Source organism: Candidatus Marinimicrobia bacterium CG08_land_8_20_14_0_20_45_22 (assembly GCA_002774355.1).
GTDB lineage: Bacteria > Fidelibacterota > UBA2242 > UBA2242 > UBA2242 > 0-14-0-20-45-22.
In genome coordinates, this window is the sequence record PEYN01000002.1 from 1 (window position 1) to 17,918 (window position 17,918).

18 protein-coding genes and 1 tRNA gene are annotated in these 17,918 nt (G+C 44.0%); all 19 read left to right on the forward strand.

Annotated features, from left to right (window positions below):
• Window positions 1-55 precede the first annotated feature (55 nt).
• Window positions 56-129 (forward strand) — tRNA-Val (locus COT43_00150).
• A 114-nt stretch (window positions 130-243) separates the two neighbouring features.
• Window positions 244-2,124: a threonine--tRNA ligase gene (locus COT43_00155; GenBank protein PIS31180.1), complete on the forward strand. Its 1,881-nt coding sequence runs from the start codon at window positions 244-246 to the stop codon at window positions 2,122-2,124.
• Between the two features lie 13 nt (window positions 2,125-2,137).
• Window positions 2,138-2,644 carry a translation initiation factor IF-3 gene (locus COT43_00160; GenBank protein PIS31164.1) on the forward strand — a complete coding sequence of 169 codons (507 nt, stop codon included), beginning with the start codon at window positions 2,138-2,140 and terminating at the stop codon, window positions 2,642-2,644.
• Window positions 2,645-2,656: 12 nt separating this feature from the next.
• A complete protein-coding gene (locus COT43_00165) occupies window positions 2,657-2,851 on the forward strand; it encodes a 50S ribosomal protein L35 (protein PIS31165.1) in 195 nt (64 codons plus the stop codon).
• Window positions 2,852-2,863: 12 nt separating this feature from the next.
• Entirely contained in the window at window positions 2,864-3,211 is a 348-nt protein-coding gene (locus tag COT43_00170) for a 50S ribosomal protein L20 (GenBank protein ID PIS31166.1), read from the forward strand.
• A 4-nt stretch (window positions 3,212-3,215) separates the two neighbouring features.
• On the forward strand, window positions 3,216-4,232 hold the full coding sequence (locus COT43_00175; protein ID PIS31167.1) for a phenylalanine--tRNA ligase subunit alpha: 1,017 nt from the start codon (window positions 3,216-3,218) through the stop codon (window positions 4,230-4,232).
• Between the two features lie 6 nt (window positions 4,233-4,238).
• Window positions 4,239-6,626 (forward strand): phenylalanine--tRNA ligase subunit beta, encoded by a 2,388-nt coding sequence (locus COT43_00180; GenBank protein PIS31168.1) that lies wholly within the window; start codon window positions 4,239-4,241, stop codon window positions 6,624-6,626.
• Between the two features lie 12 nt (window positions 6,627-6,638).
• Window positions 6,639-6,839: a hypothetical protein gene (locus COT43_00185; GenBank protein ID PIS31169.1), complete on the forward strand. Its 201-nt coding sequence runs from the start codon at window positions 6,639-6,641 to the stop codon at window positions 6,837-6,839.
• A 47-nt stretch (window positions 6,840-6,886) separates the two neighbouring features.
• The gene (locus tag COT43_00190; GenBank protein ID PIS31170.1) at window positions 6,887-7,186 is read left to right on the forward strand and encodes a cell division protein ZapA; all 300 of its coding nucleotides are present in this window, start codon (window positions 6,887-6,889) and stop codon (window positions 7,184-7,186) included.
• A gap of 106 nt (window positions 7,187-7,292) precedes the next feature.
• Entirely contained in the window at window positions 7,293-8,840 is a 1,548-nt protein-coding gene (rny, locus tag COT43_00195) for a ribonuclease Y (protein ID PIS31171.1), read from the forward strand.
• A complete protein-coding gene (locus tag COT43_00200; protein PIS31172.1) occupies window positions 8,837-9,727 on the forward strand; it encodes a bifunctional methylenetetrahydrofolate dehydrogenase/methenyltetrahydrofolate cyclohydrolase FolD in 891 nt (296 codons plus the stop codon). Before rny ends, COT43_00200 begins: the two co-directional genes overlap by 4 nt.
• A 57-nt stretch (window positions 9,728-9,784) precedes the next feature.
• Window positions 9,785-10,195 carry a hypothetical protein gene (locus COT43_00205; protein ID PIS31173.1) on the forward strand — a complete coding sequence of 137 codons (411 nt, stop codon included), beginning with the start codon at window positions 9,785-9,787 and terminating at the stop codon, window positions 10,193-10,195.
• Between the two features lie 48 nt (window positions 10,196-10,243).
• Window positions 10,244-10,819, forward strand: coding sequence for a nitroreductase (locus COT43_00210; protein PIS31181.1), 576 nt, complete (start codon window positions 10,244-10,246; stop codon window positions 10,817-10,819).
• 14 nt (window positions 10,820-10,833) lie between these two features.
• Window positions 10,834-11,649, forward strand: coding sequence for a prolipoprotein diacylglyceryl transferase (lgt, locus tag COT43_00215; protein PIS31174.1), 816 nt, complete (start codon window positions 10,834-10,836; stop codon window positions 11,647-11,649).
• A gap of 197 nt (window positions 11,650-11,846) precedes the next feature.
• Window positions 11,847-13,256, forward strand: coding sequence for a hypothetical protein (locus COT43_00220; protein PIS31175.1), 1,410 nt, complete (start codon window positions 11,847-11,849; stop codon window positions 13,254-13,256).
• A gap of 37 nt (window positions 13,257-13,293) precedes the next feature.
• On the forward strand, window positions 13,294-15,345 hold the full coding sequence (locus COT43_00225) for a S9 family peptidase (protein ID PIS31176.1): 2,052 nt from the start codon (window positions 13,294-13,296) through the stop codon (window positions 15,343-15,345).
• 118 nt (window positions 15,346-15,463) lie between these two features.
• Window positions 15,464-16,366, forward strand: a complete 903-nt coding sequence (gene murQ / locus COT43_00230) for an N-acetylmuramic acid 6-phosphate etherase (GenBank protein ID PIS31177.1) — start codon at window positions 15,464-15,466, stop codon at window positions 16,364-16,366.
• A gap of 42 nt (window positions 16,367-16,408) precedes the next feature.
• Window positions 16,409-17,566 (forward strand): anhydro-N-acetylmuramic acid kinase, encoded by a 1,158-nt coding sequence (locus tag COT43_00235; GenBank protein ID PIS31178.1) that lies wholly within the window; start codon window positions 16,409-16,411, stop codon window positions 17,564-17,566.
• A gap of 16 nt (window positions 17,567-17,582) precedes the next feature.
• The coding region (locus COT43_00240; GenBank protein PIS31179.1) for a phosphomannomutase at window positions 17,583-17,918 on the forward strand (336 nt) is incomplete at its 3' end.

Consider the following 17,918-nt stretch of genomic DNA (forward strand, 5'->3'; position numbering starts at 1 on the left):
GAAAGATGCTAAATCTGAATGATTTGAATTGATTTTTAACAATAGATTTTAAAATGGGCGATTAGCTCAGATGGTTAGAGTACTTGCTTGACATGCAAGGGGTCACTGGTTCGAGTCCAGTATCGCCCACGTTTTTCAAGAGATCATCAATAACGAGGATCGATTGAAACAAAAGAGAGAAAAAGGAACCCAATTTTGGAACAGAAAGAAAAGATCACACTTACTTTACCAGATGGATCTAGTATGGAAGCCGCCATTGGCGTTACCGCCGGTGATGTAGCCAGATCGCTCAGTGAAGGTCTTTTTCAAAACGCTATCGTCGCTAAATTCAATGGTAAATTGGTAGATCTTTCATATCCAATTCAGGAAAATTCATCGATTGAAATTCTGACTTACCAATCGCCAGGATCACAGGAAATACTGCTTCACAGCACATCTCACATCATGGCGCAGGCTGTTAAACAACTTTACCCTGATGCAAAAGTCACTATTGGGCCAGCGATCGAGAATCGGTTCTATTATGATTTTGACATTGAACCTCCGCTGACCGACGATGATTTGGCAAAGATCGAAGAGCGGATGAATGAAATCATCGCCGCTGACATTCCGATTGTTCGGAAGGAACTCAGCCGCAATGAGGTTATTGATTTGTTTTCTCGGATGGGCGAAACTTACAAGGTTGAGATTTGTGAATCTATTGATCCGTCTGAGACGTTATCGATTTATACGCAGGGTGATTTTACCGATCTTTGTCGCGGGCCGCATATTCCATCGACAGGGAAAATAAAGGCGTTTAAGTTGCTGAATGTTGCTGGTGCTTATTGGCGTGGTGACTCCAGAAATAAAATGCTGACCCGCGTTTATGGGACTGCTTTTGCTAATCAGAAAGAATTAAAAAAATATCTGAATTTTATAGAAGAAGCCAAACGTCGCGATCATCGTAAACTCGGTAAGAGTCTCGAACTATTCGAAATCAACGAACAGGTTGGTCCTGGCTTGGTGCTGTGGTATCCGAAAGGTGCTACTTTGCTCCAATCGATAGAGGAATACTGGATCAAGGAACATCTGAATAATGGATATCAGCTTGTCCGATCACCGCATATTGGAAGAGCGCAACTTTGGCAAACAAGCGGGCATTTGGGATTTTACCGTGATTCGATGTTTGATTCGATGAAGGTAGAAGGTGACGAGTATTATATCAAGCCGATGAACTGTCCGTTTCACATCATGATTTACAAGTCGAAGACGAGAAGTTATCGCGACTTGCCGATACGGTATGCTGAACTCGGGACGGTTTACAGGTATGAATTGTCCGGCGTTTTACATGGGCTGATGCGCGTTCGGGGATTCACTCAAGATGACGCGCATATTATTTGTACGCCGGAACAATTGGATGGCGAAATTGAAAAATTGGTGCAATTTTCCTTCGATTTTATTCGTTCGTTTGGATTTAGTGAATTCGATGTATATATTTCGACCCGTCCGAAAGAAAAATATGTTGGCTTAGTGGAAAAGTGGGAAGAAGCGACGGAAGCATTAAAGTCGGCATTATCGAAATTGAAAGTTGATTACCACATTGACGAAGGTGGCGGCGCATTCTATGGGCCGAAAATCGATATCAAAATCCGCGACGCTCTGGGTCGCTTTTGGCAATGCACAACGATCCAGTTCGACTTTAACTTGCCTGAACGGTTCGGCATGGAATATATTGCCAATGATGGATCCAAACGTCAACCTTATATGATTCATCGTGCGATTATGGGTTCGCTCGAGCGGTTCGTCGGCGTTTTGATCGAAAACACGATGGGCGATTTTCCGGTATGGATTTCGCCGGTACAGGCGACCGTTATTCCAATCACCAACAATCAGAACGGAAAAGCGGAAGAATTTTATAAATTTCTCAACTCCAAAGGAATTCGCGTCGAAATGAATAATAAAAACGACACGATGGGTGCAAAAATCCGGCAAGCCGAGATTGAAAAAATCCCCTATATGTTTATCATCGGAGAACGGGAGGCGGAAAAGGGAGCCGTTTCAGTCCGCCGAAGAAAATCTGGGGATAAAGGTGTGATGACCTGGGATAAGGCTTACCGTTTGATAGAAGAAGAAATACGAATTAAATAGGAGGGAATGCCCCATAGAAAAAGACTTAAAAATTAACAATCAAATCAGAAGCTTGTCTGTTCGGCTCATTGATTCAGATGGCAAACAGATTGGCATCGTATCTTCGCGGGAAGCCCTGCGAATAGCCGAGGAAAAAAATCTAGACCTCGTAGAAATTTCACCCAATGCTGATCCTCCCGTCTGCAAAATCATCGATTATGGGAAATATAGATACCAACTGCAGATGAAAGAGCGGGAAAGTAAAAAGAAACAACATGTCATTAAAATCAAAGAGGTGAGATTTCGACCGCATATTGGAGAGCATGATCTGATTATGAAGGTCAACGCCGTTAAGAAATTCCTTGGTGAAGGTTGTAAGGTAAAGATTACGCTCATGTTTCGCGGTCGCGAAATGGCCCGAAAGGAAATCGGAGCCGAACTGGTCAACAAAATTGTTGAACAGTTATCCGATATAGCCGTAGTCGGAAAAGCGCCTGCCAGTGAAGGGCGCACCATCATAACGTATTTGACTTCAAAATAGGAGAACTCAATCATGCCGAAAATGAAAACAAGAAGATCAGCAGCAAAACGGTTTAATCTCACCGGAACGGGTAAGGTTAAAAGGAACAAGGCGTATCATTCTCATATCCTGACATCGAAATCACCCAAGAGAAAAAGAAGCTTAGGCCAATCCACAATTGCTGCATCTAGCGATGTTCAACGCATTAAAAAAATGATTATTGCATAAGGAGAATCGATAATGCCACGTGCTAATAGTTCCGTACCTCATCATCGGAAACATAGAAAAATCGTCAAGATGGCGAAAGGCTACCGCGCTTCGCGGAGCACGCTATATGTCAACTCAAAGGATGCCATCGAAAAGGGCTTGCAATACGCTTACCGTGATCGACGCACCAAAAAGAGAAATTTCCGCGCGCTCTGGATCGCCAGAATCAATGCCGGGGCTCATCTTTACGGAGTATCTTACAATAAATTTATCCACGGTTTGAAAGTGAATGGCATCAATCTCGACCGCAAAGTACTCGCCGATATGGCTGTGAACGATCCGTCGGGATTTGCCAAGCTTGTCGAATTAGTAAAGGTATAGACAGATGAACCTCTTGGAACGCGCCGAAGAGGTTCGCTTGCAACTGAAAAACGATCTTGCAAAAGTCGGAAGCGATCTTCCATCGGTTGAGACCTTCAGAATTAAGTTTCTAGGGAAAAAAGGAATCATTCCGGCACTTTTTGGAGAGTTTTCCGCGTTAAATAACGATGCCAAACGGCAATTCGGCAAGACGCTGAACGATCTAAAAAACGAAGCCGAACAAGCGGTCATTTCGCTTCGGGAGCGTTTTAATAAACAAGAGACCGATTCTGAATTTTTTGATTTCACATTGCCGGGAAAGCCGCCATCAATGGGTCATCTTCATCCAGTAACGCAGACTCTCAACCGTATTACGGATATTTTCAGGGAAATCGGTTTCCAAATCGAGTATGGGCCAGAAGTTGAAACGGATTATAATAACTTCCAGGCATTGAATATCCCGGAAAATCACCCAGCGAGAGATATGCAGGACACATTTTACATCGACGATTCCATTGTTTTACGCACACACACTTCGCCAATACAGATTCGGACGATGTTGAAATCAAAACCACCTATTCGTATCCTTGCGCCGGGGCGTGTTTATCGGAATGAAGCAATCAACGCCCGCAGTTATTGTTTGTTTCATCAGATCGAAGGACTGTATGTTGACGAACATGTTACGTTTACCGAACTGAAAGGGACAATCGAATATTTTGCGAAACGGTTTTTTGGAAAAGATGTGATTATCCGGTTTCGTCCGAGTTATTTTCCATTTACCGAACCCAGCGCGGAAGTCGATGTCTCCTGCTACTTGTGCGGTGGAAAAGGTTGCCGTGTTTGTAAATATACCGGTTGGTTGGAGATCATGGGTTGTGGTATGATCGATCCGGCTGTTTTGGACGAGGTCGGCATCGATCCAGAAAAATACACGGGCTACGCTTTCGGAATGGGCGCTGATCGGATCGCTTTGCAAAAATATGGAATCGATGACATTCGGCTCTTTTTTGATGGTGATGTTCGATTCTTAAAACAGTTTTAGACCTATATGATTATCAATACCAAATGGCTGGAAAAATATACCGAAGTCCCGTTTTCCCCGGGTGAACTGGGAGAACGGCTGACATCGTTGGGCTTGGAATCTGCGGTTCGTAAGTCGCCGATTGACGATCTAAAAGGAGTCATTGTTGGAAAAGTTCTTGACGTCCAGCGTCATCCAAATGCAGACCGTTTGAGTGTTTGTAGCGTAAGCGTCGGCGCCGAAGAACTTAGCATTGTTTGCGGCGCGCCGAATGTAGCTAAAGGGCAGAAAGTCCCACTAGCTCTTATAGGAACTACATTGCCGAATGGATTGACACTGAAACCAACCAAAATCCGTGGCGTCGATTCTAACGGAATGATTTGCGCCGAGGATGAGCTTGGAATCTTGGATAATCATGCCGGCATCATGGTCTTAGACCCGGATGCGCCGGTTGGAATGGAATTATCTGAATATCTGGAAAAGAACGGGAAGACATTGGAAGTTGATCTAACATCAAATCGTCCCGATTGCGCTTCTCATATCGGCGTTGCACGCGAACTGGCGTTAATAACCGGGAAAGAATTGCGCATTCCTACCGCGACGATCGAAGAATCTAACGAACCTGTCGAAAACTACATCAACATGGAAATCGAAAATGCGGTCGGTTGCCCACGATATGCCGCTCGTGTCATTCGTGGCGTCAGAATTGCTCCATCGCCAATCTGGTTAACCAAAGCGTTGGAAGGCATTGGTATCCGGTCAATAAACAATGTCGTGGATGCCGCTAATTTTGTGTTGATGGAAACTGGTCATCCGCTACACACTTTTGATTACCGAAACATTCATGGAGAAAAAATTGTCGTCAGAAGCGCAGTAGATGGCGAAATTGTGACGACACTCGATGGTTCTGAAAGAAAACTTACCCGAAATGTGTTACTAATTTGCGACGCAGAACGTCCGGTAGCAGTCGCAGGAATCATGGGACTTGCTAATTCCGAAATAACGCTGGCAACGACGGATGTTTTGATCGAAAGCGCCTATTTCGATCCGGGGACAATCCGAAAAGGATCAAAATATCTCGGACTTCAGACGGACGCTTCGTATCGATTTGAACGCGGCGCTGATCCGGAAGGCGTAATTTTTGCGCTCAACCGGCTGACAAGCCTAATCGTGGAAGTCGCTGGCGGAAAAGTATGTCGCGGTATTATTGATCGATATTCTTCTCCGATTATCAGAAGTGAAATTACTGTGCGGTTTGAACGTATTTTTTACTTGCTGGGCATTCGCATTGATCCGGTTTGGATTCATCGGCTTTTTCAAAAACTTGGTGCTCAAATCATCAGTGTTGATTCGGAAAAGATTGTGTTAATTTCGCCTTCATTCCGACCGGATTTGACGCGTGAGGTTGATTACATTGAAGAAGTTGTCAGAGTTTATGGAATATCAAATGTTCCTTCCGCGCGTCGGTTACAGATACAACCGATCGTCGACGTACAAACACAGTATGATCTCGTTGAAAAACTTCGCGCGACCGTCTGTTCGTACGGTTATGATGAACTCTTTAACAATTCGCTCGTATGCGAAAGGTGGACGACATTCGGCATAAATCCTGCTCAACCTGTCAAGTTGAAAAATCCACTCAGTCAGGAAATGGCATATCTGCGCAACTCTCTCATACCTGGAATGATCGCCGCGGCGAAGCGGAACTTTAACCGTAAAAACGTAAATTTGAAATTGTTTGAGATTGGTTATGTTCAGGGATTCGATCCGAAATCGGAAACTTCGGCAAAGGAAACGCAAAGATTAGCAGTGTTGATTTCCGGTGAACTCGAGGAAAAACACTGGATACATTCGTCGGTGAAGAGCGATATTTTTATTCTGAAGGGTGTTATTGAAGACCTGGTCGCTCGTTTTGGACTCCCCATAACGATGTTTGTCCCGCGGGAAAACGAATATTTTCGTCATCTCATGGGTGTCGTTACTGATAAAAGAGAATTTGGATATGTGGGTGAAGTCGATCCAGGTTATTTGAAAAATGATTGGGATATCGAGATTCCCATTTTCGTTTTGGAGTTGGATATATCCGATTTGACCCAAATGGCGCATCTGGCGGTTAAATATCATGAACTGCCAATATATCCTTCCATAGAAAGAGACGTTTCGATCTGGGTACCGGAGAAACTTTCCGTCGGTGAAACCATGGAAACAATCCGCAAACATGGTGGAGAGTATCTGCAAGAGGTTCGTTTCTACGACCTCTATTCAGGAAAAAGTATTGACAAATTGAAAAAAAGTTTTACATTTAATTTAGTTTTTCAGGCTAATGACCGAACATTGAAAGACGAGGAAGTTGACAAAATAATGGTGGCGATTCACAACGCGCTGACGAAAGAACTGAACGCAAAACTTCGCTAAACGGGAACGAAAATGGACTTGAGCTCGCTGAATACACTCGAAGAAAAGATCAAAAGTTTACTCTTCGTTATCACAGAACTTCGTTCCGAAAATCTGAAAATGAAAACCGATCTGAAAGAAGGATCGTCCATTGAAGTGATGCTCGACCAGAAAAAGCGCCATGAGTTACGAAACAAAGTCGAAGGATTGTTGGAACTCCTAAAGGACTTTTAACCGCTTGCAATTGTGAAAGGTATTTGACAACGAATAAATCATAAAAGATGGAAGAGATTATAGAAAATTTAGTTCGCGTAACAATCTATGGGCAAGAATATACGATCAAGGCAAAAGCCGAACCAGCGTATATCACCAGCGTCGCAAATTACGTTAACGAAAAAATGGAAGACGTGGAAAAAGCCGTTCCAACCGTTCAATCAAGCATACGCGTGGCGATTTTAGCCGCTATGAACATTACTGATGAATTGTTCAGCGCCAATAAAGATAAAGAAGAAATTCTTAAAACTATCGATGACAAATCGATGTTTTTAATTGATATTATCGACGAGAAACTAAAGAAATAAATCGATCCATCTTTTAACTGATCAACACGTTCGTTTCGCCGTTATGTAAATCGCGAATCGGATCGTTGATTTTAACGTCGATGTGAATCGATTGAGAAGATGCATAATGTCCTGGTTTTATATAATTACGGCTATTCTGGGAATGTGCGGCGGTGCGGTACTTGCGCTTTACCTGTACATACAAAAATTGAAGAAAACCCATTCTTCGATTTCCGAACTTTTGGTTACCGCCACAAAAACAGCGGAAGACCTGAAGCGAGAAGCTCGCCTCGAAGCGAAAGATGAAGCGATTCGGATTAAACAACGCGCCGAAGACGAATCGCGTAACAAGTTTCGGGAAATACGGGAGACCGAAAAAAAACTCGTCAAGCGCGAATTTTATCTCGACAAGAAAATGGAACTCGCGGATCGAAAAATCGAGGAATTGGAGAAAAAAGATGAGGAAATTCGAAAAATCAAAGAGAACGTTTCCCGGATAGAGTCTGAAGCTCAGGGAATCGTAGTCCAGCAGACCGAGCGTTTGGAAAAAATCGCCAGCATGACCCAAAAGGAAGCCGAAGACATCTTGATGAACAACCTTTTAGAAAAAGCCAAGGCTGGAATTTCCCGAAAAGCAAAAGAAATCCGCGATACAGCCATCATGGAGGCAAATCGCGAAGCCAGTAAAATTATCGTCTCAGCCATTCAGCGTTCGGCGGCGGATCATACCGCTGAATCGACTGTTTCGGTGGTCAACCTTCCGAATGAAAACATGAAAGGCAGAATCATCGGTCGCGAAGGTCGAAATATCCGGCATTTCGAGTTACTGACCGGCGTTGAAATCATTGTGGATGATACGCCGGAAGCGGTTGTGCTTTCCGGATTCGATCCGATTCGGCGTGAAATTGCCCGCGTTGCCCTCGAAAAACTCATTGTCGATGGAAGAATTCATCCAACCCGGATTGAGGAAATGATCGAAAAATCAACTAAGGAGGTGGAAGAAACTATTATTAAAGCCGCCGAAGAAGCGATTGATGAAGTCAAACTTTCGCAGTTCCAGCCTGAAATGCTGAAGATGATTGGCAAACTTAAATACAGGACGTCCTACGGTCAAAATGTGCTTAAACATTCAATTGAAGTCGCTTGGCTTTCCGGTTTGATGGCGGCGGAACTCGGACTGAACGGCGAGATTGCCAAACGTGCCGGTCTTCTGCATGATATCGGAAAAGCAATGGATCGAAATGTAACGGGAACACATGCGATTATCGGAATGGAATTTGCCAAAAAATATCGTGAACATCCGATCGTCGTTAATGCCATTGGATCGCACCATGATGAAATCGAAGCGACACATCCGATTTCAGTGATCGTTCAGGCGGCAGACCAAATCAGCGGCTCTAGACGCGGAGCACGCGGCGATACGCTTGAGAGTTATATTCAACGTCTCGCCAAATTAGAAGAAATCGCAAACTCTTTTGCTGGCGTGTCGAAAACCTATGCCATTCAAGCCGGTCGTGAAATCCGCGTGATTGTCGAAAACGAGGTCGTAAGCGACATTGAATCCGACACTCTTTCTGAAGACATCGCCGCAAAGATTCAGGCTGAATTAAATTACCCCGGACAGGTGAAAGTTGTCGTCGTTCGAGAACATCGAAGTGTGAGTTACGCCAAATGAGTCCGGCAAAAATCATCGATGGGAAAATCATATCGGCGATCGTTAAGGAATCACTCCGTCCGCGAATTTTGACGCTAAAGGAACGCGGAATCATTCCCGGTTTAGCCGTCATTCTCGTCGGCGATAATCCGGCTTCGCAGGTTTATGTCGGAATGAAGGAAAAAGCGTTCCGCGAGATGGAGATGTTTTCACAGACATATCATCTGCCCGCGAACACGAGTCAACAATCTTTGAAAACACTGATTGAGCAGTTGAATGGTGACAATCGATTTCATGGAATTCTTGTTCAAATCCCGTTACCGGCGCCACTTGATGCGAATGAGGCGATTCTTCAAATATCTCCAGATAAAGACGCCGATGGTTTGCATCCGACAAATATTGGGAGAATGGTTTTAGGAATGACAGCGCCGCTTCCCTGTACACCGCACGGAATTCTGATGATGTTGAAATATTCGGGAATCGATCCATCTGGCAAACATGTCGTCGTGATTGGTAGAAGTAACATTGTCGGGAAACCGATTGCCAATTTATTATTACAGAAACGCGAATTGGGGAATGCAACGGTTACTCTTTGCCATACACAAACACATGACATTCAGGCGATTTGCCGTCAGGCGGATATTTTAATCGCCGCGATCGGAAAGGCTGAATTTGTCGATAAATCCTTCGTCAAACCGGGTTGTGTCGTCATCGACGTCGGCGTAAACCGAGTCAAGGATGAGACAACCGCGAAAGGTTATCGTTTGGTCGGAGATGTAAAATATTCGGAAGTCAGCGAAATCGCCGAAGCCATCACGCCGGTTCCGGGCGGAGTTGGCGTGATGACAATCTCCATGTTGCTTTCAAACACCGTTTATTTGGCTGAACAATCGCTCTTCCGTAGATAAAAAGAGGTGAGTGTGGATAAACAGGAAATATTGAGGCGGTGCGAAATCACTAACGGTATGGCGGATCGCGAAGTCGAAGCTTTCTCCGATATTTTTCAAATCGTTCACTTCCAGCGCGGAGATATCATTTTTCGCGAAGGCGAAACCAGCAATGATCTGTATGTAATTGACAAAGGAATTATTGATGTTGTGATCTATTCCAAAGTACATCTTGGCGAATCTGAAAGGATCGCCAAATTGAAGGATGGCGATATTTTCGGCGAGTTTTCCATGCTGGACGGCGCTGAACGTTCTGCAACACTCATTGCCGAAGAAGATACCGACCTGATGGTTGCCGCATATATCGATTTTCATCGGTTTTTAGAGAATCGAGAGCATGTTGGATTTCTCGTTATGCGGAATCTCGCCCGAACGCTGACCGTGCGATTAAGAAAAATGAATCACGAAGTCCAGAGCGCTCTATTATAATTTCCGGTTTTAGATATGAATCAAAAAACGAAAACTACCAATGAACAGATGATTGAATTGATACGAACGCGACGTGCAATCCGGCAATTCGATCAGACTGAGATTTCACTCGACGATCTCCTGAAATGTGCAGAATGCGCCGGACTGGCGCCTTCCGGGGAAAACCTTCAACCATTGAAATTTTTGCTTGTTCGGGATCGGAAACTGGTTGAAGCAATTTTTCCTTTGCTTCAGTGGGCTGGATACATCCAACCAACAGGAAATCCAAAACCCGGAAAGATGCCGACGGCTTATTTCGTGATCGCAGTTGATCAAAATGTGACCGATTCCTCAGCGGAAAAGGATGTCGGGGCTGCCATTGAAAATTTTATTCTCTCTGCATGGAGTCTTGGTATCGGTACTTGCTGGATCGTTTCCATCGATCGCGAAAAGTTGAGGCAGTTGCTTCAGATTCCAGAACGATTGGTCATTGATTCCATCGTTGCATGCGGATATCCGGACGAAACGCCTGTTGTTGAAGTAATGTCTGATGATGTCCGATATTGGAAAGATGAATCAGGTGTTCTCCATGTACCGAAACGTTCATTAAACGATATCCTGCGAATTGATCGCTGGTTAGATTAATTTTAGGAGTTCAAATGCATCCAATTCTTCTTAAACTGGGTCCGGTGACGCTCTATTCTTACGGATTCATGATGGCATTGGCGTTCTTAATGTGCTATTATCTGTTGCACCGAGAATATCGGAAACGCGGCGAAAAGCCGGATTTTGCCAGTAACATTGTTTTTTGGGCGGCAATTGGCGGAATTGTTGGTGCGAAACTATTTTACATCTTAGAATTTCCATCAAACTTTTTCATTAATCCCTTGGGAATGATCTTCACCGGTTCAGGATTGGTCTTTCACGGTGGAGTGATCGGTGGCGCTGTTGCTGTTATCATTTATTTAAACAGATCCCAAAAGCCGATTCTTGCGAATGGCGATATTATCATTCCGATAATGTTCATTGGTCAGGCTATTGGAAGAATTGGATGTTTTTTAGCCGGTTGCTGTTATGGAAAAATTAGCAGTTTACCGTGGGCAGTTCAGTTTCCGCCCGGTTCGATCGCCGCTAAAGAGCACTTCCATCTAAATCTCATCGCCAGTTCTGCGCCCTCACTTCCGGTTCACCCTACGCAATTGTACGAGGCCGTGTTAAATCTGCTTCTTTTCTTGATTTTAGTCAAAATCATTCGCCCGCGCACTCAAAAATACGGAACAACATTCGGACTCTATTTAATTTTTGCTGGTATCGAGCGGTTTTTAATCGAGTTTATCCGGATCAATCCAAGATATGCGTTCGGATTGAGTTCTGCCCAATATACATCTGTTGGCATTGTGCTGATGGGTGTTATTCTACTGGTTTTTTTTACAAAAGAAAAAACGAAGCAGAAATCGAAAATGAGTAAATCATGAGCATGACGCCATTTGTGCCTACTCGAAGGTATTTTACCGGTTCTTTTCCTTGCGGAATTTGTGGATCTTTAATACTTTTCTGTCGGTTTTTCGACGAAAACTTTGAGGAAAAATGAATAAACCATCAGTCTTAGAAACATCTTTCCGTTGCTATCAGTTTTTAAAAGTGGACGATTTATCAAAATCAACTCAGCAAAATGCGTAATCTGATTTTACTGGTTGTTTATTTCATTGTAGCAATAACGGTCTGGTTAAATTACCGAAACGGTGGTTTTCGTTGGAATGTTGAAAATATTCGTTTGGATAAATTTCGATTTCCTCGTCATTTTTTATGGGGAGCCTCAACTTCCGCTTATCAGGTCGAAGGTGGAACCGTTCAAACAGACTGGAATCTTTGGGAAAATTCGTTCGACATGGATGGTATTCCCCGAGTTAAAAATGGACAAACCATAGGCATTGCAGTCGATCATTTGAATCGTTTTCGGGACGACATTCGTCTGTTAAAAAGTCAAGGCGGCAACGTCTATCATTTTTCTGTCGAGTGGAGCCGGATAGAACCTGCGTCTGGGCAGTGGAATCGCGAAGCGCTCGATCATTATCTGAAGATGTGTGAGTTTTTGCGCCAAGAGTCCATTACGCCGATCGTCTCGCTCCATCATTTTTCATCGCCAATCTGGTTTTACGAACGTGGGGGTTTTGAAAATCCGGATTCCGTTAAACGATTTACCGATTATGCCTATCATGTTGGAGAATCGTTGGGAAAGTATGTCGATTTTTGGGCGACTATCGATGAACCATCTGCCTATGCGATGAACGGATGGCTGAAAGGAATTTATCCGCCGGGGCAAACCGATCCATCGCTTTGTGGGCGTGTACTGTCGAATGTTCTGAAAGCGCATTCCGAAGCTTATTATGCAATTCACGATATTGACCGATCGGACGCTGATGGAGACGGAATTCCGTGTCAGGTTGGACTTATACAGAACGTACCGATTTTCGATCCGGCACGCAGATGGTTAATTACCGATTGGCTTGCCGCTTGGAATAAAGACCAACAGGCAAATCAGTCTGTCATCAACGTGTTGTTGACAGGGAAATTTACTTTTAGAACTGCAAAGGGTTTTTCATTTCGGGAAGATTATCCTCGTCTTGAAAATTCTGTCGATTGGATTGGCGTGAATTATACTTGCGAAGAAGAGTGCAAATTTCAATGGAATCACGGACTCGAAATAAAATCTGGTGCCAGTTTGATGTTGCCGATTGCCGACAACGGATGGACAATTTATCCGGCTGGGTTGTATCGCGCAATTCGCACCGTTAGCCGTCTGGGTGTTCCGATTTATATCACGGGGAATGTCGTTGATTCCAGCGATCCAGTTACACGGCGTCGCTATCTTTTAGAACACATCGATGCTGTTAATGAGGCAATATCTGATCAATATGATGTTCGCGGTTATCTTTATGGCTCGTTACTGGATGGCTTTGAATGGACAGAAGGTTATGAAAGGAAATTTGGATTGTTTCATGTAAATCGTGATACACAGGAACGGAAATTGAAAGAAGGCAATGAAATTTTTAGCGAGATTATTGCCGCTTGCGAAAAATAATCTTTGATGGTTTATTTGATTTTGATAAGGAGTCATCATGTATTTGAAAACATATTTGATAACATTCATCATGATTAGCGCCGCTGTTTCTGCGCCGATACCTAAGAGAGCCTTGACAATCGACGATCTGCTGGCTTGCCAAAGAGTTTTAGCTCCGCAGTTTTCTCCCGATGGGAAACGGATCGCCTTTGCGTTAACTTCGATGAGTGTCACCGAAAATAAAAGTCACACAGAACTTTGGAGTGTCGGCACCGATGGAAACGGACTGAAGCAGATGACTTCTCACACGGCATCCAGCACATCGCCCTTATGGTCTCCAGATGGGAAAAAACTGGCTTTTCTGTCCGCACGTTCTGGAGTGATGCAAATCTGGATTCTTCCGTCGGATGGTGGTAAACCGGAGCAACTGACAACCCATTTTACGGGAGTGAACGACTTTGTATGGTCAAATGATGGTCAATATATCGCATTTTCATCAAGAGTCTATCCGGATAGCTCGGATCAGAAAACCGCAGAGGAACGTGATAAAGCCACAGAACAAAGTCTTGTCAAAGCGCGTGTTTATGACGATCTGATGTTCAGACATTGGGATGAGTGGTGGGATCATAAACGTAGCCATCTATTCGTTCTGGATGTTCAGACGCGCGAATTTACCGACGTGACACCCGGAAATTTTGATGCGCCGCCGATTGCGCTTGGCGAAGGTTATACTTTTTCGCCGGATTCAAAAGAATTGGTTTTTACAAGTAATCACGAACCGGTAGTTGCCATCAGCACAAACAATGACATTTGGTCGGTACCAGTTTCCGGCGGAACGACAACGTTAATAACCTCGCCGGTCAAAGATCGTGATTTCAAGGGAAACGATCAGCAACCGAAATTTTCAGCAGATGGAAAATATTTAGCATTTTTATCCATGAAGCGCGCAGGATATGAAGCCGATAAAAAGGATTTGTTTCTGAAAAATCTGAGAACTGGTGAACTTAAAAATATTACTGAAAAAATAGATATTTCGGTTTCGACTTACCAGTGGTTGCCAGTATCCGAGAATCTAATTCTCGAAGCCGAACAAGAAGGACGAGACGGATTATTTTTGCTGGATATTCGTTCGCTGAAACTCAAACCAATTGTCTCGGATGGAGCAAATTCATCCGTTACAGTTAGCCCGGACGGAAAATCAATCGCCTATCTGCATCAGATAACAACGATGCCCAACGAGATTTGTATTACGACGCTTTCCGATGGGAAAAGCAAACAGTTAACGAATTTCAATTCAGAACTGTTAGCCGATGTTGATATGAATCCGATCGAAGATTTTCGGTTTATCAGTAAGGATAAGACGCAAATTCATGGATTCCTGATCAAGCCGCCGCACTTCGATAAGACGAAAAAATATCCAATGGTAATGATGGTTCACGGTGGCCCACAAGGTCAGTGGAATGACAGTTGGCATTATCGTTGGAATCTCCAATTATGGGCGGCGCAAGGCATTGTAATCGTTGCTATCAATCCGCGTGGAAGCACCGGATACGGTCAGAAGTTTACCGAAGCGATTTCGCTGGATTGGGGTGGAAAACCGTTTGAGGATTTGGTCGCTGGCGAAAAGTACGTGATCGAGAATTTTGCTTTTATCGATAAAGAAAGATTGGCGGCGGCTGGCGCATCTTATGGCGGGTATATGATGAACTGGATGGAAGGACACATGGATGATTTTAAATATCCATTCAAAACTCTTGTCAATCATGACGGTTCGTTCAATTTGTACGCGATGTATTTGACGACGGAAGAATTATGGTTTCCTGAATGGGAATACGGCGGTGTGTTCTGGAACTCTCCGGAACAGTATGAAAAATATTCGTGTGATAATTACATCAAGAATTTTAAAACCCCGATGTTGGTGATTCATGGCGAGAAAGACTACCGGCTTGACTTCAGTCAAGGGCTAATGGTTTTTACATCTTTACGAAGAATGGGGGTGCCGGCAAAGTTGGTATTGTTTCCCGATGAGGGACACTGGGTTCTCAAACCACATAATAGCCGTTTTTGGCATCAGACCGTTTTTGAATGGCTGAAATCCTATCTTCAATGATGGAGCAAAATATTGACCAGCAACCCGAAGTAATGGAAGTGCTTTTAATCCAAACCAGTTTTGTCTATTTTATATAAGTTTTACAAATATATTATTTCAGTTTAATGGAGTTTAAGTCATGCAGAAAATTCTCAACCGAAGCGAAATCCTGACAGAGAAAATCAACCCGAAAAGCGAAATGATCGATACCTTTAGCACCGAACAGATCATCCGATTGATCAATGAAGAGGATGGGACGGTTTATTTAGCGGTTCAAAAAGCGATTCCACAGATTGTTCAAGCGACTGAGATCGTGAGCAAAGCTTTCAAAACCGGTGGGAGACTTCGGTATATCGGAGCCGGGACGAGCGGACGGTTGGGAGTTTTAGACGCGAGCGAATGTCCGCCGTCTTTTTCCGTTCCGATTGATTTGGTACAGGGAATGATCGCCGGAGGTTGGATTGCATTGCGTCAAGCCGTTGAAGGTGCTGAAGATTTTACCGAAAACGGCGTCGAAGATTGTAAGGCAAACGGTCTTCAACCAACAGATGTCCTCATGGGAATTGCTACCGGAGGAACGACACCGTACGTGCACGGCGCTATCCAATATGCTCGGTCAATCGGCTGTAAGACGATCTTTTTTACCTGCACACCCAAAGAAGGACTTGGCGTCGTCGCTGATGTCATTATCGAAGTGCTGGTCGGACCGGAATTAATAACAGGATCAACGCGCTTGAAAGCTGGCACTGCTACGAAAATGGTGCTCAACATGATCACGACGACGGCGATGATTAAAACAGGTAAGGTCTATGGCAATTATATGATCGATCATCAGGCAATTAACTCGAAATTGGTTGATCGCGGCACACGGATCATTTCTGAATTGACTGGGTTAAGCTATCAGGATGCTTATGATGCGCTGATGAAGGCAGATAAACATGTTAAAGAAGCTGTTGTAATGGTCAAGAAAGGCATTTCTCTTGAGGAAGCACGGCGACTCATCAGAGAACATGACGGCTTTGTCCGATTTGCCTTTGAATAATAGAGGATAATTTTTTCGTGGTATTTCTGAGAAACCGGATGAATGATAAAATCTATGATTTCGCTCGCTGAAAAAGATCATCTAAATGTGCTCGGTCTTATGTCCGGAACATCACTGGATGGTTTGGATTTATGCTTCGCTGAAATTCGGCGCGTTCCGGACGGAATTGACGCCAGAATTAACGCCTTCTCAACGATTCCTTACTCTCCGGAATTTCGCGCCGCGCTGGTTTCTCTTTCGAACGGCGATACGGAAACAATCTGCCACATGAACTTTGAAATCGGAAGAGTCTGGACTCGGATGATTCGTCAGTTCTTCACGCAGATTGGGAAATCGGAAAAGGAAATCGACCTGATTGGTTCTCACGGACAAACGATTTGGCACATTCACAGCGATTCCACGCTTCAAATTGGCGAAGCGTCGCTTTTTGCAGAAGAATTTGGAATTCCGGTCGTCGCGGATTTTCGAGTTCGGGATATCGCCGCTGGCGGTTCTGGCGCTCCGCTGGTTCCAATTGTCGATTACTTTCTTTTCAAAAAGTACAAAAAGACCCTTTTAATTCTAAATCTTGGCGGGATCGCCAACTTTACGATTGTCCCTTCTAAAGCAGAATCGGTGGAAGACATTTATGCCTTGGACACGGGACCTGGAAACTCGTTGATTGATCTTGCAACCGGTATTTACACCAATGGTAAAGTGAATTATGATCGAGATGGTAAAATTGCGGAATCGGGTAGGGAAATTCCGGAAATACTTGCGGAACTCATGCAACATCCGTACTTGATATCGCCTTTACCGAAGTCTACTGGTCGCGAAGTTTTTGGTATCAATTATTTGAGGCAAATCATCAATCGTTTTCGCATCAAGCAGAAGGATATGCCCGACTTAATTGCAACATTAACTAAATTTTCGGCAAAAGCGATTCACTGGAATTACATGCAGTTCTTTCCCAATCGACTGCTCGATGAAATTATTATCAGCGGAGGTGGCGCAAAAAATCCGGTACTGGTAAATCATTTGAGAAGGATGTTTACAAATGTTCCTATCAGAAACGTGACCGAATACGGAATTGACGGCGATGCGAAAGAAGCGTTTGCATTTGCGATGTTAGCTGCCTTGAGAATCTGGGAAATTCCGGGGAATGTTCCCAATACGACCGGCGCCCGTCGCCAAGTCGTCTTAGGGAAAATCATTAATTGAAAGAAGAGGAGAAGAAATGAATCCGTACGTTTTTCGCGAATATGATATCCGGGGAGTCGTCGAACAGGATTTTCCCGATGCGGATGTCGAACTTTTGGGAAAAGGAATTGGCACTTTTATCCGGGAAAAAGGGGGGGACTTATTGACAATTAGCGGTGATGTGCGTTTATCAACACCGAATTTAAAAAAGGTACTGGCAAAGGGGTTGCTTTCAACAGGCATAAATCTGATCGATATTGGGATCATTCCAACGCCTACCAATTATTTCAGCATGTATTTTCTACCTGTTGACGGTGCTATCCAAATTACCGGTAGTCACAATCCGGCAGATATGAACGGATTTAAGATCACC